Source organism: Citrobacter sp. Cs237 (assembly GCF_030332325.1).
Lineage (GTDB): Bacteria > Pseudomonadota > Gammaproteobacteria > Enterobacterales > Enterobacteriaceae > Citrobacter_A > Citrobacter_A sedlakii.
Genome location: NZ_JAOWIB010000004.1, coordinates 1 through 408, shown reverse-complemented (window position 1 = coordinate 408; position 408 = coordinate 1). Strand labels below are relative to the sequence as shown.

General features: G+C 65.9%; 1 protein-coding gene. It reads left to right on the top strand.

Annotated elements, in window-relative coordinates:
* A partial coding sequence (locus tag OGY07_RS00020; RefSeq protein WP_286597885.1) for an Ig-like domain-containing protein occupies positions 1 to 408 on the top strand: 408 nt, incomplete at both ends.

The following is a 408-nucleotide window of genomic DNA, read 5'->3' as shown; positions in this document are numbered from 1 at the left end:
GTGGCGACGGACGACATCATCAACAGCGCCGAACACGGCCAGACGCAGATGGTCAGCGGCGCCGTCAGCGGTGCGGCGGCAGGTGATGCGGTCGTGGTCACCATTAACAACAAAACCTACACCACGGTGGTGGACGCATCCGGCAACTGGAGCGTCGGCGTTCCGGCGGCGGATATCACCGCCCTGAACGACGGCACCACCACTGTGTCAGTGACCGTGACCGACGCCGCAGGCAACAGCGGCTCGGCCACCCACGATGTGACGGTCAACACCGCCGCGCCGGTGGTGACCATTAACAGCGTGACCGCCGACGACGTGATCAACGCCACCGAGCAGGGCGCGGACCTGACGCTCTCCGGCGCCACCACAAACGTGGAAGCCGGCCAGAACGTCACCGTCACCTTTGGC